This window comes from Rhodococcus shunpengi (genome assembly GCF_048381395.1).
In the GTDB taxonomy this organism is placed as follows: domain Bacteria; phylum Actinomycetota; class Actinomycetes; order Mycobacteriales; family Mycobacteriaceae; genus Rhodococcus.
In genome coordinates this window covers 39832-57917 of record NZ_JBLWIU010000005.1, presented here as the reverse complement: position 1 = coordinate 57917, position 18086 = coordinate 39832, and the positions used below count along the sequence as shown (strand labels likewise).

The 18086-nt window shown below is 69.1% G+C and carries 20 protein-coding genes; 14 read left to right on the top strand and 6 right to left on the bottom strand.

The window, feature by feature from the left end:
* Positions 1 to 4 precede the first annotated feature (4 nt).
* Both ACNJ7K_RS00455 and ACNJ7K_RS00450 read right to left on the bottom strand, forming a co-directional pair.
* Positions 5 to 214, bottom strand: a complete 210-nt coding sequence (locus tag ACNJ7K_RS00455) for a type II toxin-antitoxin system antitoxin (protein WP_060652022.1) — start codon at positions 212 to 214, stop codon at positions 5 to 7.
* Between the two features lie 12 nt (positions 215 to 226).
* Positions 227 to 1117, bottom strand: a complete 891-nt coding sequence (locus tag ACNJ7K_RS00450; RefSeq protein ID WP_159416572.1) for an SPFH domain-containing protein — start codon at positions 1115 to 1117, stop codon at positions 227 to 229.
* A 131-nt stretch (positions 1118 to 1248) separates the two neighbouring features.
* On the opposite strand from ACNJ7K_RS00450, the gene ACNJ7K_RS00445 reads away from it, so the two are divergent.
* From ACNJ7K_RS00445 to ACNJ7K_RS00400, 10 genes are all read left to right on the top strand, one after another.
* Positions 1249 to 2379, top strand: coding sequence for an NAD(P)-binding domain-containing protein (locus tag ACNJ7K_RS00445; protein WP_487041007.1), 1131 nt, complete (start codon positions 1249 to 1251; stop codon positions 2377 to 2379).
* The gene (locus ACNJ7K_RS00440; protein ID WP_192378713.1) at positions 2376 to 3449 is read left to right on the top strand and encodes a S1C family serine protease; all 1074 of its coding nucleotides are present in this window, start codon (positions 2376 to 2378) and stop codon (positions 3447 to 3449) included. The genes ACNJ7K_RS00445 and ACNJ7K_RS00440 overlap by 4 nt, the downstream gene beginning before the upstream one ends.
* Before the next feature lie 116 nt (positions 3450 to 3565).
* A complete protein-coding gene (locus ACNJ7K_RS00435) occupies positions 3566 to 4930 on the top strand; it encodes an MFS transporter (protein ID WP_159416574.1) in 1365 nt (454 codons plus the stop codon).
* A gap of 69 nt (positions 4931 to 4999) precedes the next feature.
* The gene (locus tag ACNJ7K_RS00430) at positions 5000 to 6637 is read left to right on the top strand and encodes an ABC-F family ATP-binding cassette domain-containing protein (RefSeq protein ID WP_120281574.1); all 1638 of its coding nucleotides are present in this window, start codon (positions 5000 to 5002) and stop codon (positions 6635 to 6637) included.
* Positions 6638 to 7015, top strand: a complete 378-nt coding sequence (locus ACNJ7K_RS00425) for an RNA-binding S4 domain-containing protein (RefSeq protein ID WP_159416575.1) — start codon at positions 6638 to 6640, stop codon at positions 7013 to 7015.
* Between the two features lie 69 nt (positions 7016 to 7084).
* On the top strand, positions 7085 to 7357 hold the full coding sequence (locus tag ACNJ7K_RS00420; RefSeq protein WP_159416576.1) for a helix-turn-helix transcriptional regulator: 273 nt from the start codon (positions 7085 to 7087) through the stop codon (positions 7355 to 7357).
* Between the two features lies 1 nt (position 7358).
* Complete coding sequence (locus tag ACNJ7K_RS00415) at positions 7359 to 7895, top strand: hypothetical protein (RefSeq protein ID WP_159416577.1); 537 nt, start codon at positions 7359 to 7361, stop codon at positions 7893 to 7895.
* Entirely contained in the window at positions 7892 to 8782 is an 891-nt protein-coding gene (locus ACNJ7K_RS00410; protein WP_159416578.1) for an ABC transporter ATP-binding protein, read from the top strand. The genes ACNJ7K_RS00415 and ACNJ7K_RS00410 overlap by 4 nt, the downstream gene beginning before the upstream one ends.
* Positions 8779 to 9972, top strand: a complete 1194-nt coding sequence (locus ACNJ7K_RS00405; RefSeq protein ID WP_159416579.1) for an ABC transporter permease — start codon at positions 8779 to 8781, stop codon at positions 9970 to 9972. The genes ACNJ7K_RS00410 and ACNJ7K_RS00405 overlap by 4 nt, the downstream gene beginning before the upstream one ends.
* A 118-nt stretch (positions 9973 to 10090) precedes the next feature.
* On the top strand, positions 10091 to 11596 hold the full coding sequence (locus ACNJ7K_RS00400) for a carboxyl transferase domain-containing protein (protein WP_159416580.1): 1506 nt from the start codon (positions 10091 to 10093) through the stop codon (positions 11594 to 11596).
* 16 nt (positions 11597 to 11612) lie between these two features.
* Here ACNJ7K_RS00400 and ACNJ7K_RS00395 read toward each other — a convergent pair whose 3' ends face one another.
* Positions 11613 to 12287, bottom strand: a complete 675-nt coding sequence (locus tag ACNJ7K_RS00395) for a GOLPH3/VPS74 family protein (RefSeq protein ID WP_159416581.1) — start codon at positions 12285 to 12287, stop codon at positions 11613 to 11615.
* A 131-nt stretch (positions 12288 to 12418) separates the two neighbouring features.
* On the opposite strand from ACNJ7K_RS00395, the gene ACNJ7K_RS00390 reads away from it, so the two are divergent.
* Positions 12419 to 14311, top strand: a complete 1893-nt coding sequence (locus ACNJ7K_RS00390) for a propionyl-CoA synthetase (protein WP_120281569.1) — start codon at positions 12419 to 12421, stop codon at positions 14309 to 14311.
* 69 nt (positions 14312 to 14380) lie between these two features.
* Here the strand turns inward: ACNJ7K_RS00390 and ACNJ7K_RS00385 are convergent, their stop codons facing one another.
* The 3 genes from ACNJ7K_RS00385 to ACNJ7K_RS00375 are packed head-to-tail and all read right to left on the bottom strand — an operon-like array spanning position 14381 to position 16172.
* A complete protein-coding gene (locus ACNJ7K_RS00385; protein WP_120281568.1) occupies positions 14381 to 14623 on the bottom strand; it encodes a DUF3618 domain-containing protein in 243 nt (80 codons plus the stop codon).
* Complete coding sequence (locus ACNJ7K_RS00380; RefSeq protein ID WP_060652009.1) at positions 14620 to 15045, bottom strand: phage holin family protein; 426 nt, start codon at positions 15043 to 15045, stop codon at positions 14620 to 14622. Before ACNJ7K_RS00380 ends, ACNJ7K_RS00385 begins: the two co-directional genes overlap by 4 nt.
* Complete coding sequence (locus tag ACNJ7K_RS00375) at positions 15042 to 16172, bottom strand: YihY/virulence factor BrkB family protein (protein WP_120281567.1); 1131 nt, start codon at positions 16170 to 16172, stop codon at positions 15042 to 15044. Before ACNJ7K_RS00375 ends, ACNJ7K_RS00380 begins: the two co-directional genes overlap by 4 nt.
* A 99-nt stretch (positions 16173 to 16271) precedes the next feature.
* On the opposite strand from ACNJ7K_RS00375, the gene ACNJ7K_RS00370 reads away from it, so the two are divergent.
* Genes ACNJ7K_RS00370 through ACNJ7K_RS00360 form a run of 3 tightly spaced genes read left to right on the top strand, consistent with a single transcriptional unit; the run spans position 16272 to position 18076 of the window.
* The gene (locus tag ACNJ7K_RS00370) at positions 16272 to 16781 is read left to right on the top strand and encodes a flavin reductase family protein (protein ID WP_120281566.1); all 510 of its coding nucleotides are present in this window, start codon (positions 16272 to 16274) and stop codon (positions 16779 to 16781) included.
* A gap of 37 nt (positions 16782 to 16818) precedes the next feature.
* Entirely contained in the window at positions 16819 to 17595 is a 777-nt protein-coding gene (locus ACNJ7K_RS00365) for a pyrimidine reductase family protein (protein ID WP_487040971.1), read from the top strand.
* A complete protein-coding gene (locus tag ACNJ7K_RS00360; RefSeq protein ID WP_120281564.1) occupies positions 17585 to 18076 on the top strand; it encodes a CinA family protein in 492 nt (163 codons plus the stop codon). Before ACNJ7K_RS00365 ends, ACNJ7K_RS00360 begins: the two co-directional genes overlap by 11 nt.
* The last annotated feature ends 10 nt before the right edge of the window (positions 18077 to 18086 follow it).

The following is an 18086-nucleotide window of genomic DNA, read 5'->3' as shown; positions in this document are numbered from 1 at the left end:
CTGTTCACTCCTCGTCGTCGGCATCGGCTCGCGGACGGCCCGGTCCGCGTATGCGCCCCACCTCGCGCGGCATCCGGCCGGCCTCGGTGAGGGCCCGCCGGAGAAGGAACTCGATCTGGGCGTTGGTGCTGCGTAACTCGTCGGCAGCCCACCGCGCGAGCGCGTCGTGGACTGCCGGGTCGAGGCGCAGCAGCACCTTCTTACGTTCGGCCATGCCGCATGATCCCTACTGGTACAGCGATCCCGTGTTGAGGACGGGCTGAGCGCTCTGGTCTCCACACAACACGACGAGGAGATTCGAGACCATCGCGGCCTTGCGTTCCTCGTCGAGTTCGACGGTGTGCTCGGCTTCGAGGCGGGCCAGGGCGGTGCCGACCATCGAGACGGCACCTTTGACGATCTGCTCGCGGGCGGCGATGACGGCACCGGCCTGCTGACGTCGCAGCATCGCCTGGGCGATCTCGGGTGCGTAGGCGAGCTGGTTGATGCGGGTCTCGATGACGCGGATACCGGCGGACTGCACGCGGTCGTGGACCTCGGCCGAGAGCTTGGTGGTGATCTCGTCGGCGTTCTGACGCAGCGACATCACCTCCGGCGCAGCGTCGTACGGGTACGAACCGGCGATGTGGCGGACCGCGGCCTCGGTCTGGACGGCGACGAACTCCTCGAAGTCGTCGACGTCGAAGACGGCGCGCGCGGTGTCCTCGACCTGCCACACGATGACCGCCGAGATCTCGATGGGGTTGCCGTCGGCATCGTTGACCTTGGCTCTGCCCGTCTCGTGGTTGCGGATGCGGGTGGAGATCTTGCGGCGGGTGTTGAGCGGGTTCATCCAGCGCAGACCGGGTTCGCGCAGGGTGCCGGTGTACGAGCTGCCGAGGAGCTGGAGGACGCGGGCCTCGTTCGGTTCGACGAGGACGAGTCCGGCGAGTGCCACGAGGGCGAGCACGACGATGACGCCACCGGCGACGATCAGCGGGACGGTGACGTCCACCGCTCCCCAGCCGATCAGTCCGGCGCCGACGGCGATTGCGACCAGAGCGGCGATCAGCACCGACCAGCCGTTGGACGAGGGGCCCGGCCGCTCGACGGTCACGGGCGACTGCACGACATCCATGTTCCTACCTCCCAGAGTCAAAGCGATATTAAAGTGATATCACATTTCTCGGGACCCGGACAGCGTTCCCTCCGCGCACCGGCCGCGATCGCGGCATGATGAAGGACAACGATCCGAGAGGGAGGCTCGCGATGCTCGCCGACGAGGCACTCGATGCGGCCGAGGTACAGACCGCCGATGCGACGCCGGTCGACATCGTCGTGATCGGCGCCGGGCAGGCCGGCCTGTCGACCGCCTACTTCCTCACCCGCTTCGGAGTCGCACCCGAGACCGGATTCGTCGTCCTCGACCGCTCGTTCGGTCCCGGCGGGGCATGGCAGGACCGTTGGCCGTCGCTGACACTGAGCACCGTCAACGGCGTCCACGACCTGCCCGGCCTCGCGTTCGCGGACGTCGTCGACACCTCCGCGGGAGAGGTTCCGGCCGCCTCGGCGGTACCGCAGTACTACGCCGCCTACGAGAAGGAGTTCGACCTTCCCGTCCACCGCCCCACCACCGTGCGGGTCGTGTGCGACCGCGGCGAGCGACTGCGCGTCGAGACCGAGTCGGCCGTCTACGCGGCACGCGGCATCATCAACGCGACCGGCACCTGGGAGCGGCCCTTCGTCCCGTGGTATCCCGGCGCCGCGCGATTCACCGGACGGCAGCTGCACACCAAGGACTACCGAACGGCCGAGGAGTTCACCGGGCAGCACGTGCTCGTCGTCGGTGGTGGCATCTCCGCGGTCCAGCTCCTCGACGAGATCTCCCGCGTCACCGAGACCACCTGGGTGACGCGACGCGAACCCGCGTGGAGCGAGGAACCTCTCACGGCCGAGCGTGGCCACGCTGCCGTCGCGCTCGTCGAGGATCGGGTACGACGCGGACTGCCACCCGGATCGGTCGTCTCCGTCACCGGGCTCCCGCTCACCCCGGCGCTGCGGGCCGCGCGCGAACGCGGCGCGCTGGAGCGGTCCCCGATGTTCTCCGAGATCACCGAGACCGGCGTCCGATGGAGCGACGGCCGGACACTCGACGTCGACGTCATCCTGTGGTGCACCGGATTCCGGAGTTCCCTCGACCATCTCGCACCGTTGTCGTTGCGCAACGCCGGTGGCGGCATCACGATGGACGGCCGGCTCGCGACCCGCGTCGCGAAGGATCCGCGCGTCCATCTCGTCGGCTACGGCCCGTCGGCGTCCACGATCGGGGCGAACCGCGCCGGTCGCGCCGCGGCGCGTGAACTGCTCGACCATCTCACCGGCGAGGTGCCGCAGCAGTGAGTGGGCGGGGCGGATCGGTGCTGCTGGTCGCGCTCGCGACCACCGCCAGCCTCGTCGCATCGGCACCGGCCCTGGTCGACGTGGCGCTCCCTCCCCCACCACCGGCGCCGGTCGCCCCTCCCCCGACGCCGCTGACCGCCGACGAACTCACCGCCCGCACCCTGCCGGTCGTCGTGACGATCGACGCGAGCGCGGGATGGACGGGCATGACGGGCACCGGGATCGTGATCACTCCCGACGGCACGGTCGTCACGAATCATCATGTGGTGAGCGGAGCCACCGACATCAGCGCGGTGAGCGGTGCGAACGGACTGATCTACGACGCGGAGGTCCTCGGCTACGACCGCGAACGCGATCTCGCCGTCCTGCGACTCGGCACCGCGAGCGATCTTCCGGCCGCCGCGATCGCCGAGGACCTGCCGCCGGTGGGCAGCCGGGTGACGGCCTTCGGTAATTCCGAGGGTGGTGGGGTCGTCGTGGCGACCCCCGGCACCATCGTCGAGTTCGACCGCAATGTGGTGGTCCGCGACGCCACGGACGGTTCGCGTCACCGCCTCACGGGGATGATCCGCACCGACGCCCCGATCCGGCCGGGCGATTCCGGCGGGCCGCTCGTCGACGAGTACGGAACGGTCGTGGGGATCAACACCGCGGGTGCAGTGCAGCGGAACACCGACACCTCGCCCGATACGACCCCCGAGGCGTACGCCGTGCCCATCACCGAGGCGATCACGGTCGTCGAACAGGTTCGGACGGGAGTGAGCGACGGGTCGGTGCACGTGGGCCCCACACCTCGGCTGGGCGCGAGCGTCACCACCGCCCGCAGGGACGGGCAGGATCTCGGGGCCGAGGTGCTGTGGGTGTCCTACGACAGTCCCGCCTATCACGCCGGTCTCGACGCCGGCGACGTCGTGGTGTCGTTCGACGGTGAGCGCGTCTCGTCGACCGGGGAACTCGAGGAACGTCTGCTCCGTCACCGCCCCGGCGACGTCGTGTCGATCGAGTGGACCATCGAGAACGGCGAAAGACGTTCCGCTGACATCGTTCTCGAATCAGGACCCGCACGCTGACGGCGACGCCCACGGAAAATCGGTTGATCGGTCGCCCGAGGGGCGAAGACACTTGACCTCGAGTCGCCTCGAGGTCGCAAGATCTCATCGGACCGTCCGACGACCGGGGGAACGCGATGAGCAACCACACCGCATCACCGACGCACCGGCGTCCGCGCCTGGCGCGCGGGCCCGTGCGGCCGTTCGCCCATCCGCAGTACCGCCTGCTGATCCTGGCGCTCGCGGCGGGACTGCTGTCCGTGGGCACCTGGCTCATCGCGGTGGTGTGGCAGGTCGTCGAGATGGGTGGCGGTCCGGCCGAACTGTCCTCGGTCGCAGTGGGACCGGCCGTGGGCATGCTCCTCGTCGCACTTCTCGGGGGCGTGCTTGCCGATCGGATCCCGCAGCGCACCCTGCTCCTCGCGACGTACATCGCCCGGGCGGTGCTGGTCGCGGTGACGGCTGCGCTCGCCGTGAACGGATCGATCGCCTTCTGGCATCTCACCGTCGTGGGTTTCGCACTCGGGCTCGCCAACGGCGTCCAGTTCCCGGCCTATTCGGCACTGTTGCCGTCCATCGTCCCGCCACAGGACCTGCTCGCCGCCAACGGTGTCGAGGGCGTGCTCCGGCCGACGCTCATGCAGGCGGCCGGTCCGGCGGCGGCGAGCGCCGTCGTCGCGGCCTCGTCCCCCGCGGTCGCCATGTGCACGGTCGCGCTCCTCGAGGTGGTCGGGGCGCTGTGCATCCTCGCGATGCACCCGACCGCGGTCCGCCGCGACGACACGCAGCCCGGTGGATCGAGCGGATTCCGTTCCGTCTTCGACGATCTCGCGGAGGGCGTGCGGTTCACCGTGCGCACGCCGTGGTTGCTCGGAACGCTCCTGTTCGGGTCCGTCGTGGTCTTCTGCGTGCTCGGACCGATCGAGGTGCTGATCCCGTTCGCGATCCGCGAGGCGACCGGGGGCGGGCCGTCGCAGCACGCGATGGTGATGGCCGGATTCGGTGTCGGTGGGGCCGTCGGATCGATGCTCGTGGCGTCGCTGCGACTGCCGAGGCGCTATCTCACCGTCCCGCTCCTGATGTGGGGGCTGGGCTGCATCCCCCTCGTCGTCATCGGCGTCTCCGGGTCGGTACCGATCATGGTCGTGGCGGTGTTCGTCGTCGGCGCCCTGTTCAATGCCGGATCCGTCGTGTGGGGCACCCTGCTGCAGCGGCGGGTACCCGCGCACCTGCTGGGCCGGGTGTCGAGTCTCGATTTCTTCGTCTCGATCGTGTTCATGCCGCTGTCGATGGCCGCGGCCGGGCCGCTGGCTCTCACGGTCGGGCTCGCGCCGACCTTCGCGGTGGCGGGGATCGTGCCGGCCGTCGCGGCCGTGATCGTGATCGTCGCGGCCCGGACGCCGCGCGACGAGATCGCCGATCCGCTCGATCTCGTCCCGGTGGATACAGAGGAGGTCGACCCGGTGGACGAGGAGGTCGTCCCCGCGGAGTGCCGGAGTTGACGAGGTGGTTCCGTGGTACGGAGGACCCGCGCCCGAACCCGGGTCCACCTCGACCGGGATACTCGGAGCGTGAGCGCAACACTTCGTATCGACGGCCTGTCGGCCTCCCGCGGGGAACGTGTCCTGTTCGACGGACTCGATCTCACCGTCGCACCGGGCGACGTGATCGGCCTCGTGGGCGCCAACGGCGCCGGGAAATCGACGCTGCTCACGACCCTCGCGGGGGTCGGCGACGCCGATGTCACCGGCTCGGTGATCCTCAGCCCACCCGACGCCACGATCGGCTATCTTGCGCAGGAACCCGAGCGGGTGCCGGGCGAGACGATCCTCGGCTTCCTCTCCCGGCGCACCGGTGTCGCCGAGGCCGAACGCGTCATGAACGCCGCCGCCGAGCGGCTCGGCGACTCCGGTGAGGACGACTACACCCCGGCCCTCGAACGGTGGCTGGCGCTCGGCGGCGCCGACCTGGCCGAGCGTGCCGAGAAGGTGGTCGACGACCTCGGTCTGGACGTCGGACTCGACGCGCCGATGACGTCGCTCTCCGGTGGTCAGGCCGCGCGCGCCGGGTTGGCGGCGCTGCTGCTCTCGCGCTACGACGTGCTCCTGCTCGACGAACCGACGAACGACCTGGATCTGGCCGGCCTCGAACGGCTCGAACGGTTCGTCGACGAGACGCGCACGGCACTGGTGGTCGTCAGCCACGACCGCGAGTTCCTCGCGCGCACCGTGACGGGCATCGTCGAACTCGATCCCGTGCAACAGCAGATCTCGGTCTACGAGGGCGGGTACGAGGCGTATCTCGTCGAGCGCGAGGTGGCTCGCCGGCACGCGCGTGAACAGTACGAGGAGTTCGCCGACACCAAGTCGCAGCTCGAGGAACGCGCCCGGATGCAACGCAACTGGCTCGAACACGGCGTCCGCAACGCGCGCCGCAAATCCAAGGACAACGACAAGATCGGACGCAAGCATCGCGCGGAGGCCACCGAGAAGCAGGCCGCGAAGGCGCGTCAGACGCAGCGGCGCATCGAGCGGCTCGACGTCGTCGAGGAGCCGCGCAAGGAATGGGAACTGCGCATGTCCATCGCCGCCGCCCCGCGCAGCGGCACGGTGGTCGCGACCCTCGGCGAGGCCGTCGTCCGGCGGGGCGACTTCGTCCTCGGGCCGATCACCACGCAGGTCGAGTGGGGCGACCGCATCGTTGTCACCGGCCCGAACGGCGCCGGGAAGTCCACGCTGCTGCGGTTGCTGCTCGGCACGATCGAACCGGATTCCGGTCGCGCGTCGCTGGGGTCGGGTGTGCTCGTCGGCGAGATCGATCAGGCCCGCAGCCTGTTCGAGGGGGACGAACCGCTGGTCGAGGCGTTCGGGCGCAACGTGCCCGACTGGCCGGACGCCGACGTGCGGACCCTGCTGGCGAAGTTCGCCCTCAAGGGTCACCACGTCCTGCGGACGGCGTCGTCGTTGTCGCCGGGCGAACGCACCCGCGCGGGCCTCGCGCTGCTGCAGGCACGCGGCGTCAATCTGCTGGTGCTCGACGAACCCACCAACCACCTGGATCTGCCGGCGATCGAACAACTCGAGCAGGCCGTCGACAGTTTCGAGGGAACCCTGCTGCTGATCACGCACGATCGCCGCATGCTGGAGACCACACGGACGACACGTCGATGGATGCTCGACGACGGGAAGCTGAGCGAGGAGTTGCTGTAGATGGGTGGAAGCGTGCGCGTGGACAGCTGGACGTGGTCGGTCCGGTTGTTCAAGACCCGGTCCGCCGCGGCGAGCGCGTGCCGCGCCGGGCACGTCCGCGTCGACGGTGTGACGGCCAAGCCGTCGACGCCGGTGACGATCGGAGCCGAGGTCCGCGTACGCGCGCACGGTACGGAGAAGATCGTCGAGGTCACCCAGCTCGTGAACAAGCGCGTGGGTGCACCGATCGCCGCGACCGCCTACATCGATCACAGTCCCCCGCCTCCGCCGAAGGAGATCCTCGCGGCGCTCCCCCGTCGCGACCGCGGGGCGGGCCGTCCGACGAAGAAGGAACGCCGCGAACTCGACCGTCTCCGCGGTTTCACCGACGACGACTGACAACACCACGACATATCGATCCGTCCTCATCTATTGACAAAATGTTGTGTTTTCACAACACTTTGTTCCATGAGTCCGGTACGCCGTGGGGAAACACTCCCCATCTACAACCGCATCCGCGTCCTGCGCGCGGAACGCGGACTGAGCCGCGCGCAACTGGCCGAACTCGTCGAGGTGAACCCACAGACCGTCGGCGCCCTGGAACGAGGCGACCACTACCCGAGCCTCGATCTGGCCTTCCGTATCTGCGATGTCTTCGGACTGCCGGTCGAAGCCGTCTTCTCCCGTACCGAGTTCACGCCGTTGTCGACCGAGCTGTACAAGCCTCGAAAGGAGGCCTGACGTGTCCACCGCCTCACTGATCGACCGTTACGAGCACTACCGCACTCGCCGGTTCCTCGAGAACGAGAAGCTCACCTCCGGGTGGCTGCCGAACTGGCGCACGCAACATCGTCGTCGCATCCTCGCCGGCACAGTGGTCGCACTCATCGGCGCCATGTTCGTCACCGCCGTCGCGTCGTACTTCACGATCATGGTCTCCCTGGTGTGGCTGCCGGTCGTTCTCGCGTTCCTTCCCGCGTGGACCTGCCTGCAGATCGTGTCGGGGAGACAGTCCGACGCGCCCCGCCACGCCCTCGACGAACGCGAGATAGCCGAACGCAACAGCGCCCGTTCGATCGGCCTGTCCGTGGCGCAGGGGCTGCTGATGATCCCGATCTTCGCGTTGCTGTGGAGCCCGGCGATCGACTCGATCGACCATCGGGCACTCGCCTATTCCGCAGGTGGATTCGTTCTCGCCTCGATCCTGTTCAGCGGTTGCCTGCCCGCCGTTCTGCTCGCCTGGACCCGCCCCGACGACGATCCGGAGGACCTGCTGTGACACTGACGATCGACAATCTCTCGAAGCGCTACGGCGACACGGTCGCTCTCGACGGCGTGAGTTTCGAGGTCCGCCCCGGCGAGCTGTTCGGTTTCGTCGGCAGCAACGGCGCCGGCAAGACCACCACCATGCGGATCACCCTCGGCGTCCTGGCCGCCGACTCCGGCGAGGTCCGCATCGACGGGAAGCCGGTCGACCTCGAGATGCGCCGCAACATCGGGTACATGCCCGAGGAACGCGGCCTGTATCCGAAGATGAAGGTCGGTAAGCAGCTGTCCTATCTCGCTCGGCTGCACGGTCTTTCGAAGTCGGAGGCGTCGGAGGCGGTGCAGCAGTGGACCGAGCGGCTCGGCATCGCCGAACGTCTCGGCGACACCGTCGACGCCCTGTCGCTCGGCAACCAGCAGCGCGTACAGCTCGCCGCGGCTCTCGTGCACGACCCGAAGGTCCTCGTCCTCGACGAGCCGTTCTCCGGCCTCGACCCGGTGGCCGTCGACGTCATGAGCGACGTCCTGCTCGAGAAAGCGAAAGAGGGTGTGCCGGTGGTCTTCTCGAGCCACCAGCTCGACCTGGTCCAGCGCCTGTGCGACCGCGTGGGCATCATCGGCGCGGGTCGGATGCGCGCCGTCGGCACCGTCGACGACCTGCGATCCAAGGGCGATGCGCTCCTCGTCGTCCACGCGCCGCAGGCACCCCGAGGCTGGGCGCACGGTCTGCCGGGCGTCACGCACGCCGAGTACGAGGACGAGCGCACCGTGCTCACCGTCACCCCCGGCGCCGACGACCAGCTGATCCTCAAGGCGGCCCTGGCGACCGGCCCGGTCCACGAGTTCTCGCTCCGACGCCCGTCCCTGACCGAGCTGTTCCGAGAGGTGGTTTCCGCATGAGCGCCCCGTTGAGCAACGCCCGCGCGGTCGGTCTCGTCGCGTCGCGCGAGTTCGTCACGCAGGTCCAGAAGAAGAGCTTCCTGATCAGCAACGCGATCATCCTCGTCGCGATCGTCGTCGGCATCGTCGCCACCTCGGTCCTGTCCGGTGGCGACGACGACCGGCCCACCGTCGGGGTCGTGGGCGCACCCGCGCTGCAGACGACGATCGAGTCGCTCGGCGAGACCGTCGGCACTCCGCTCGAGGTCTCCGACGTTCCCGACGCCGCCACCGCCCGCGAGCAGGTGTCCTCCGGCGATCTCGACGTCGCGCTCGTCCCCGGCGACGGAGCATCCGTCACGGCGATCACCGAATCGGAGCTCGACACCGACGTCCGCGCGGTCGTCGAGGCAGCTGTCGTGCAGCAGGCCCAGATCGCCGCGCTGACCGACCGCGGCGTCGATCCCGCCGCGGTCGCGGCCGACGTGTCCGCGGCGACCGTGACGGTCGACGCCCTCGACCCGCCGGATCCCGAACAGGGACAACGCATCATCCTCTCGATCATCGCGGTGATCCTGCTGTACATGCAGATCCTGATGTTCGGCATGTACGTGGCGATGGGTGTCGTCGAGGAGAAGTCCTCGCGCGTCGTCGAACTGCTGCTGTCCACGCTGCGTCCGCTGCAGCTGCTGTGGGGCAAGATCCTCGGCATCGGTGCGGTCGGGCTCCTGCAGCTCACGGCCTACGGTGCGGTCGGCGTCGGCACGGCGCTCGCCACCGACACCCTCACGATCACCGGCACCGCCCTCGGCGTGCTCGCCGGCACCCTCGGCTGGTTCGTGCTCGGCTTCGCGTTCTTCGCCGTCCTCTACGCGGCGGCGGGGTCGATGGTGTCGCGGCAGGAGGACGTCAACTCCACCTCGGGTCCGCTGGTGATGCTGATCCTCGCGATGTTCTTCGCGGCGTTCTCGTCGGTCGACGACCCCGAGGCCGGATGGAGCACCACGCTGAGCTGGATCCCGCCGTTCTCGGCGATCCTCATGCCGCTGCGCATCGCCGCGGGCGTGGCCACCCCGGTGCAGATCGTCGGCACCATCGTGCTGATGGTCGCCGCCATCGCGGTGCTCAGTGTGATCGCCGCGCGCATCTACCAGCGGTCGATCCTGCGGATCGGCCGGACGGTCACGTGGAAGGAAGCGCTCGGCCGATAGCCGATCCCACAACGAGGGGGAGGATATGTGCGGTGTGTCGCAAGAACACGCACATGTCCTCCCCCTCGTTCGCGCCGTTATAGGTTGACCTCGACGGACGAAGACAGGTGGAGGCGACGTGGCCGGTGGCAGGATCTCGGCGCAGGAGTTCATCGACAAGGTGCTCGACCCCGGAAGCTTCGTCTCCTGGGACGTTCCGCCGATCGATGTCGGTGCGGGCGAGAAATACCTCGCCGATCTGGACAGGGCCGCCGAGAAGTCCGGGGTCGACGAATCCGTGCTCACCGGTTCGGGCACCGTCCACGGCCGCCGGGTCGCTCTGATCGTGTGCGAATTCTCCTTCCTCGCAGGCTCGATCGGCGTCGCCGCCGCCGAACGCATCGTCACCGCCGTCGAACGCGCGACCGCCGAGGGACTGCCCCTGCTCGCGTCGCCCACCTCGGGTGGCACCCGCATGCAGGAAGGCACCCTCGCCTTCGTGCAGATGGTGAAGATCGCCGCCGCCGTCGCTGCACACAAGGCCGCCCATCTCGGTTATCTCGTGTACCTGCGCAATCCGACGACGGGCGGGGTGTTCGCGTCGTGGGGGTCGCTCGGGCACGTCACCGCCGCCGAACCGGGTGCGCTCGTGGGCTTCCTCGGCCCGCGCGTCTACAAGGCGCTCTACCAGGAGAACTTCCCCGAGGACGTCCAGACGGCGGAGAACCTGTACCGCAAGGGCGTGATCGACGGGGTCGTGCCCCTCGGCGGTGTGCGGCAGGTCGTGCACCGGTTGCTGCGCGTGCTGGTCGAGGGCAACCGGCCGGAGGTGACGTCGAGTCCGGCGATCACCGCCGTCGACGACGTGCCCGACATCCCGGCCTGGCAGTCGGTGATGCTCAGCCGACGCCCCGAACGGCCCGGGATCCGGCAGTTGCTGCGCCACGCCGCCTCCGCGCAGGTCCCTCTGTCCGGGACCGGTGAGGGCGAGTCCGATCGCACCGTCCTGCTCTCGCTCGCCCGGTTCCGCGGCGTCTCGTGCGTGATGTTCGGTCAGGACCGCGCGGGACAGTCACCCGAACGCACGATGGGGCCGGGAGCACTGCGCGAGGCCCGCCGCGCGATGCGTCTCGCCGACGAACTGCGCCTGCCGCTCGTGCTCGTCATCGACACCCTCGGTGCCTCGTTGTCGAAGGAGGCCGAGGAGCGCGGGCTCGCACCCGAGATCGCCCGCTGCCTCGCCGATCTCGTCACCCTGCCCACCCCGACGGTGTCGGTGTTGCTCGGTCAGGGCACCGGCGGCGGCGCGCTCGCCCTGCTGCCCGCCGACCGCGTGTTGTGCGCGCAGCACGGCTGGCTCGCGCCGCTCCCGCCCGAAGGCGCGAGTGCGATCGTGCACCGCGATACCACTCACGCACCCGCCATGGCGCAGGAGCAGGGGATCCGCTCCCGTGACCTGCTGCGCAACGGTGTCGTCGACGCGGTCGTCCCCGAGCATCCCGATGCCACCGAGGAACCCGTCTCGTTCGTCAAGCGGATCGGTGCCGCGGTCGCCCGCGAACTCGCGATCCTCACCGACGAACCCGCCGAGGACCGCTACCGGCGACGGATCGAGCGGTACCGGAAGCTCGGCGTGCACTGCTGACCCGGCGCGATCCGGATCAGCTCGAACCCGCGACCGCTCCGCCGGCTATGAGGGCCGTCGTCATCGCCGCGTTGACGGACGCGACGGCGTCGCGCACCGCCTTGGCAGCCCACTCGCCCTGCGCGATCTCCTTCGCCCGCTTCTTCACCGCCCGCTTGTCGGCGTCCGGGAACACCTTCGGCGCCGCATCCGCCGCCGACAGCAGCGCGATCAGCGCCGCGGTGCGTGGCTCCGGGGTCAGGCCGTCGATCAATGCCGCGCGGATCAGCTCTCGGACGCGCTGCTCGTGGGTGGAATCGATCGCGAGCCACTTCTTCGTCGGGAACACACCGAGGATCCTCCCGCGCTCCTCCGAGACCCAACCCTGCTCGACGACCCGCGCGAGAAACTTCTCCCGCAGGCCCTTCTGCAGTTTCTCGATGGCCGACGTCGGCTTCAGCGGCCTACCCGAGCCGAGCCGCTCGACCGCCTCGGCGAGGATCGGATCGGCGGGGCGCGCCGCGGTGCGTATCGCGATCCGCCCCTTCCTCACCTGCTTGCCCTCCGTGTCGACGGCCACCACGTCGTCGAGGGCGAGTTCGAGGAGCACCGCACCCGCGAGGACGCGGGGCAACTTCACTCCGTCGACGAGAGGCTTTCCCGATTCGTCGTCGAGAAGCAGGAGCAGCAGGTCTTCCGCGATCGAGGTCATGCGGCTCAGGGTAGGCACTTCGTCCGTTCGTCGCGTGGTTGTGTCCGTCCGACGCAGACCTGCAGCCACCCCCCTTGCAGGTCACATAGAGTGGTTCGGGCCACAACCGCCGTCGAGGAAGGACACGAACGATGGGCTCGTACGAGGAGGCGTTCCGCCGGAGCACCGAGGATCCGGAGGGATTCTGGCTCGAGGCCGCCCGCGCGGTCGAGTGGGAGAGCGCGCCGACGCGAGCCCTCGACGACTCGGCGGCACCGTCGTACAAGTGGTTCCCGGACGGCACCCTGAACACCAGCGTCAACGCACTCGATCGGCACGTGGCCGCCGGGAACGGCGACCGTCCGGCCCTGATCTGGGATTCGGCGATGGTCCCGGCCAAGCGCACCTACACCTACGCCGAACTGCTCGACGAGGTCGCGAAGTTCGCCGGTGTGCTGCGCGACCAGGGTGTGGCGGCCGGCGATCGCGTGATCGTCTACATGCCGATGATCCCCGAGGCCGCGATCGCGATGCTCGCCTGCGCCCGTATCGGGGCGGTGCACTCGGTGGTGTTCGGCGGGTTCGCCGCGAAGGAACTCGCGACCCGCATCGACGACGCCACGCCGGTCGTGCTGGTCACGGCCTCCGGTGGCCTCGAACCCGGCCGCACCGTCGAGTACCTCCCGATCGTCGAGCAGGCGATCGGTCTGTCTCCGACCCCGCCGCACACCGTGATCGTGAAGAACCGCGAGCAGATCCCCGGCTCGGCGGCCGATTACCAGACGTCCTCGGCGGCGTGGTTCGACTGGGACGAGCTGTGCGCCGACGCAGCCCCTGCCGAGCCCGTGACGGTCGCGGCGACCGATCCGCTCTACATCCTCTACACCTCCGGCACCACCGGAAAACCCAAGGGCGTGGTCCGCGACAACGGTGGGCACGCCGTGGCCCTGACGTGGTCGATGCGCAACATCTACGACATCGACCCGGGCGACGTGTGGTGGACCGCCTCCGATGTGGGCTGGGTCGTCGGCCACTCCTACATCGTCTACGGCCCGCTGCTGGTCGGTGCGACGACGGTGATGTACGAGGGCAAGCCCGTCGGCACCCCCGATGCGGGTGCGTTCTGGCGGATCATCGCCGAGAACGGCGTCAAGGCCCTGTTCACCGCTCCCACGGCGATTCGCGCTGTGCGCAAGGCGGATCCGAACGCCGAGGAATTGAAGAAGTACCCCATCGACTCGCTGCAGACGCTCTTCGCCGCCGGTGAGCGCCTCGACCCCGACACCTACCACTGGGCGACGAAGGTGCTCGACCGCCCGGTCGTCGACCACTGGTGGCAGACCGAGACGGGCTGGGCGATCGCCGCCAACCTGCGCGGCCTCGAGGCGATGCCGCTCAAGGCCGGCTCCCCCACCGTCCCCGTGCCGGGATACCGGGTCGAGATCGTCGACGGAGAAGGCAAGCCCGTCGATCCGAACACCGAGGGCAACATCGTCATCCGCCTGCCGTTGCCGCCGGGCACGCTCGCCGGCCTGTGGCAGGACGACGACCGGTATCGCCGCTCGTACCTCGACACCTTCCCCGGCTACTACCTCACCGGCGACTCGGGCTACGTCGACGAGGACGGCTACGTCTTCGTCCTCGGCCGGTCCGACGACGTGATCAACGTTGCCGGGCACCGGCTCTCGACCGGCAGCATGGAGGCCGTGGTGGCGTCGCATCCCGCCGTCGCCGAATGCGCCGTGGTGGGCATCCGCGACGAACTGAAGGGCCAGCGTCCGTCGGGTTACGTGGTGCTCAAGGCCGGTGTGGAGATCGATCCCGAGACCCTGCGTCAGGAACTCGTCACGATGGTCCGCGACCAGATCGGTGCGGTCGCGACCTTCCGCGACGTGACGGTGGTCCAGGCCCTGCCGAAGACGCGCTCCGGCAAGATCCTCCGCAAGACCATGCGGCAGATCGCCGACCACGAGGAGTACACCGTGCCGTCGACGATCGAGGACCCCGCCGTGCTCGACGCGCTGAAGGAACAGCTCGGCGGCTGACCGACCCCGACCCGCACGGATCGGCGGACGGAGACCTCGTCTCCGTCCGCCGAGTGCATTGCATTCAGGTCACTTCCGTCGTCGGCGCCTCACGAGCACCAGCACGAGCACGGCCGCGACGACTCCTCCGGCCACCGCGATCAGATCGGGCCGGTTGCGGACCTCTTCGGCGCGTTCGGCCGCGGACTGCTTGACCCGGGTGGGCACGTCGAGTCTGTCGGTGAGTTCGCCGACGGTCGCGGCGAGTTCGGCCCGTTGACGTTCGATGTCGGCCACCTCGTCCGGACGACCACCGTTGTCGGATGCGGTCACTTCGTTGCTCCCTTCGCGGCGTCGATGTCGGCGCGGACACTGGCGACCGTGCGTTCCGGCACGGGCGGTGCGGCGTTCTTCGCCTTCGAGGCCCCGACCGCGGCGAGGATGCCACCGACGGCGAGCACCACGAGCGCGACGATCAGAGCCGCGAGCCACGGTTCGACGGCGGTGGCGAGGCCGAGCACGGCCGTCGCGATCAGCGTCGCCAGACCGAGGAACAGCAGGATCGCTCCCGCACCCGAGATCCCCACGCCCACACCGATGCGGGTGCCCTTGGACTTGACCTCCTCGAGCGCGTGCGAGACCTCGGTCCGCACCAGGGTCGAGACCTGTTCGGTGAGTCGCTCGGTGAGCTCGACCGTGGACAGGTTCTTCGGTTGTTCGGCCACGGGGCGTGCATTACCGGTGGGTGTCGTCATCGCGGATTCCTTTCCGTCGTGGGCACGGTAGGGCCCACGGGGTCGGCCGCCTCTCCGGAGGAGCCGTCGGGGTTGTCGGTGCTGTGGGCTTCACGCAGCCTGCGCCCGTGCTCGACGAGTTCTTCCAGCTTGGCAGCGTTCTTCTCGCTGACGCGCGAATCACGTTCGGGCAGTTGCAGTGTCTTCTCGGCAGGCATACCGGCCTGCAGCTGACGGCCACGCTCCATCTCGGCGTCGAACTCGGCACCGAACAACAGGGCCAGATTGGTGATCCACAACCACAGCAGGAAGATCACCGCGCCGGCGAGTGAACCGTAGGTCTTGTTGTAGCTGCCGAAATTCGAGACGTAGAAGGCGAATACCACCGAGGCCACGATCCACACGACGATCGCGATGAGCGATCCCAGACTGACCCAGCGGAACTTCGGCTGGGACACGTTGGGCGTCGCGTAGTACAGCACCGCGACGATCATGACCACCAGTGCGAGCATCACGGGCCACTTGACGATGTTCCACACCGTCACGGCGGTGTCGCCGAGACCGATGACGTCGCCGATCGTGCGTGCGACCGGACCGCTGATCACGAGCATCAGGGCGGTCGCACCGGCGGCCACCAGGGCCACAGCAGTGATCAGCAGCATCAACGGGCGCAGCTTCCAGACGGGCCGGCCCTCTTCGATCTCGTAGATCCGGTTCATAGCGCGGCCGAACGCGCCGACATATCCCGATGCGGACCACAACGCGCCGAGAATACCGACGACCAGGGCGAATCCGGCTGTCGGTGCAGACACGAGCTGTTCGATCGGCCCTCGCAGGGTGTCGACGGCGGAGGACGGTCCGAGGTCCTCGACCATGCCGAGCACCGTATCGACCGTCGTCTGCCCCTGACCGAACACGCCGAGCAACGAGACCACGACGAGCAGGGCGGGGAACAACGACAGGACGGCGTAGTACGTCAGTGCGGCGGCGAGATCGGTGCACTGGTCTCGACTGAACTCTCGAATCGTCCTGCGCAGCACATATTTCCACGACGGCGTGGACAGATCGGTCGGAGAGTCGGGTTTGCGCGGGTCATCGGGGGCGAGGGTGGCACCCGATGATCCGTCACCTTTGTGCTCGGCGTCCATACTGCGGCGGGTACCCCATGTCACACACCGACCAAACTCACAGCCGCGCCGCGGCCGAACCCACCGCCGGAGCAGTGCAGCGGCCGTACGATTCCGCTCATGGCCGACACCCCACTCGAAGGATCCGCCGACGGTTTCGCGGACATCGCCTCGCAGCTCGACTACCCGATGTTCATCGTCACCGCATTCGACGGTGAGGAACGCAGCGGTTGCCTGATCGGCTTCGCGACCCAGTCCGCGATCGATCCGGCCCGCTTCCTGGTGGCGCTGTCGAACAAGAACCGGACCTACCGGGTGGCGTCGAAGGCGAAGCACCTCGCCGTGCACGTCCTGACCCCGGCCGACCGCGAACTGGCGGCCCTGTTCGGCGAGCACACCGGCGACGACATCGACAAGTTCGAGCGCTGCTCATGGCGCGAGGGACCCCACGGACTGCCTGTGCTGGACGGTCCGCGCGCGTGGTTCGTCGGCCGGATCCTCGAGACCTTCACGACCGGCGACCACGGAGGCTTCCTCCTCGAACCCGAGCGCGGTGAGCTCCGCGGCGACCTGGACCGCCTCATGACCTTCAAGTCCGTGGGCGATCTCGACGCCGGGCACGGCGCGTGACGTGCATCCGGCGGGCGGGAGTGGTCTGATCGGCGACATGCGACGACTCGACGACACCGATGCGGCGCAGCACGTGGACGACACGGCGCTGCGCGCTCTCTACGCCTACCCCGACGACCTGCCCCGGCCGTGGATGCGGATCAACTTCGTGTCCTCCCTCGACGGAGCCGTGGCGGTCGAGGGACGATCCGGTGCCCTCGGCTCGCCCGCCGACAAGAAGGTCTTCGGGCTGTTGCGCGAACTCGCCGATGTGATCCTTGTGGGCGCGGGCACCGTGCGGGCCGAGAACTACGGCGGCGCGAGGACCAGCGAGGCCCTGCGCGCGCGCCGCGAGGAGGCCGGACTTTCTCCGATACCGCCGGTCGCGGTGGTGACCGCCTCGTGCGACCTGCCGTCCGACCTGCGCCTGTTCACCGACACGACGATCCCACCGGTGGTCTTCACGACCGCACGAGCCCCCGAGACCGCCCGGCGCGCGGTGGAGGCCGCCGGAGGCGACGTCCGCGTCATCGCCGACGCGGTGATCGACGGGCCCTCCCTGCTCGCGGCGATCGGCGAGGCGGGTTGGCTCCGGGTGCTGTGCGAGGGCGGACCGAATCTGTTCGGCCGCTTGATCGAGGACGGCGTCGTCGACGAGCTGTGCCTGACCTGCGCTCCGGTCCTGGCCGCCGGTAACGCCGCGCGTATCGCGCACTCGCCGACCGCCGCTCTGACACCCCTGCGACGTGCGCACCTGGTGTGCGACGACGACGGCACCCTGCTCACCCGCTGGGTGCGACCCGATGCTCTGGAAGGAGACACGCATGGCCGATGACGACGTGGTGGAGGGGACGGACACCTCCGACGAGTTGATCGAGCAGCTGGCACGGCTCGCCTCCGACAAGGAGCTGACACTCGGCTGCGCGGAGTCGCTCACCGCGGGCACGCTCGCAGCCCGCCTGGGTGCCGCGAAGGGCAGCTCCGACTGGTTCCGCGGCGGCATCGTCGCGTACTCGCGCGAGGTCAAGTACGGCCTGCTCGAGGTTGCGGAAGGCCCGGTCGTGTGCGAGAGCGCGGCGCGCACGATGGCGGAGAGCACCTCCCGCCTCCTGGGCGCGGACATCGTCGTCGCCGTGAGCGGCGCCGGTGGACCCGACCCACAGGACGGCCGGCCGCCCGGCACGGTCTGCTTCGCCACGACCGGTCCGGACGGCACCCGCAGCGAGGAGCAGCGCTTCGACGGTGATCCCCAGGATGTGCTCGCGAAGACGGTGCGTCACGCCTTGTCGTTGCTCGTCGAGCGTGCGTCCGCCTGAAAATCGGATG